The sequence below is a fragment of the Paenibacillus sp. 01T422 genome (genome assembly GCF_056398785.1).
Genome location: NZ_JBFTQB010001122.1, coordinates 1 through 1,762 on the forward strand (window position 1 = coordinate 1; position 1,762 = coordinate 1,762).

Genomic DNA, 1,762 nt, shown 5'->3' on the forward strand with positions numbered 1-1,762 from the left:
TAGAAGAAACTGTCACATTTCTACCATCATTCGGCCAATTAAATAATTTGTCTGCACGTATAGATTCATACGAGTTATTTCGATTCCGCGGAGCAATATTTATTCTGTCTACATAGGTATGATGATTTACTTCATCCTTGGCAATGATCGTGAAATTGTTCGGAGCTTGTTCTTCTTCATTTTGAACACCGTCAGCAGCAAATTTACTCGCCGTAAAAGACAACTTGCCTTCTTCTGGAATTTCATATGTAACGGAAGTGACGGAATTTTCGTGGTACACAGAATACTGAACAGAGCTACCCGCCTCTTGCGGAAACATTTGATTCAAGTCAAATTCTAACGTGCTATTTTCGTATAAGTAACTCTTGGATAATTGGTTTTCATAGAGATCGTAATTCTCTTTAACGGTAAACACGATGGATTCTTGCTCGTTATCTGCTTTCATATGCTTAAATTTATAAACGCCGTTAATAGCCTTCAATGTAGCATTAGTGCCATTAATGACTGGTAAATTTTCAAAAACCTCTCCAGTATTTATGATTTCCATATCAATGTAGGAATTTCCATCTAGATTATTGAAATAGTTATGCATATCCAGTGTAATAGACGCACGTTCCTCTAAGTCAAATTGTTCAGCATTTCGCACAATAATGGGAACTGTCCCTGAAACGACACCACCCTCATTGTCAAAAACGACTACGGGGAGATTAACGGGTCCATTCGTTGCTTTAAGTGGAGTCAGCGACTGCCCATACTCTGTATTACTGACTCGAATATATTCATTTCCTGAAGTTGGGAAAACAACATTTAATAATGAATGCTCATTAGGTTCATTGGGTTCATTCGATTCATTGTTAGGATCCTCAAAAAATTGATTAATATTGAAAGATAACGGGCTTTCACCACCGTATGCATTCACATCAACATCGATACCAGAATAAGCCTCGAACGGCGTCACATTTATTTTCGGGATAGGAGCTAAATTCCCCGGTTGACTATAGGGATCATCTTTCTTGATTGTTGGTGATGCAAGATCGATGTGGCCCATCAGCTCTTCAATCTTTGATTTTTCCGAGTACTGAGACGAGAAATTCTGCAGCACAGAAACAATATTTTTAATATCAAAGTTTGAGCTAGATCCACTTCCAGCGCTTGGAATGATGATGAGATTAAATGTGTCGTGAAGAGTTGCCTCACTCTCATAAGGGGTTACAGTTACCGTAAAGGTTGCGACTTCGGTCGGAGAGTTCGCTACTAGGGGGTTCGCATTTATTTCTAAAATGCCATAACGTAATAAGTTTTGATTTACAGTCGCCAACGTCGAAGTATTATTAACTTGGAACTCCCTACCCATATAGTAGAGTGAGTGCAAATTGATATATTTTGTCCCGCCTGCTGGAATAACAATCGATTGCAGCATATCATCTTGGTTAAACATTGGAATTTCCGTTTCCACATTCGCCGCTACAGGCACAGTCATAAATGGCACAGCAATCATCGCCGTACTTGCAATCGCCCCTACTAGTTTCTTTTTTCTACTTAATGTCTTGTGTTCTTTCCCCATCATCACACCACCGTCGTCTAGTTTATTTCCCTCATTCTACCATAGCCTAGTAATGGGAAGAACCCCCAAAACGACAAAAATCCCCAAATATCGAGGATTTTATAGGAAATTTATATTATAAACAATATTTAACTAGGGCTTTATGCACACCCTCGTCATTATTTGATGATGTCACTGCATCCGCGGCTTCCTTCACCC

At 39.2% G+C, this 1,762-nt stretch carries 1 protein-coding gene; it reads right to left on the reverse strand.

The annotated features are described in order from the left end of the window. Window positions 1-1,567: hypothetical protein (locus AC1DUA_RS36315; RefSeq protein ID WP_477504350.1), on the reverse strand; the 1,567-nt coding region annotated here is incomplete at its 3' end. Window positions 1,568-1,762 lie beyond the last annotated feature (195 nt).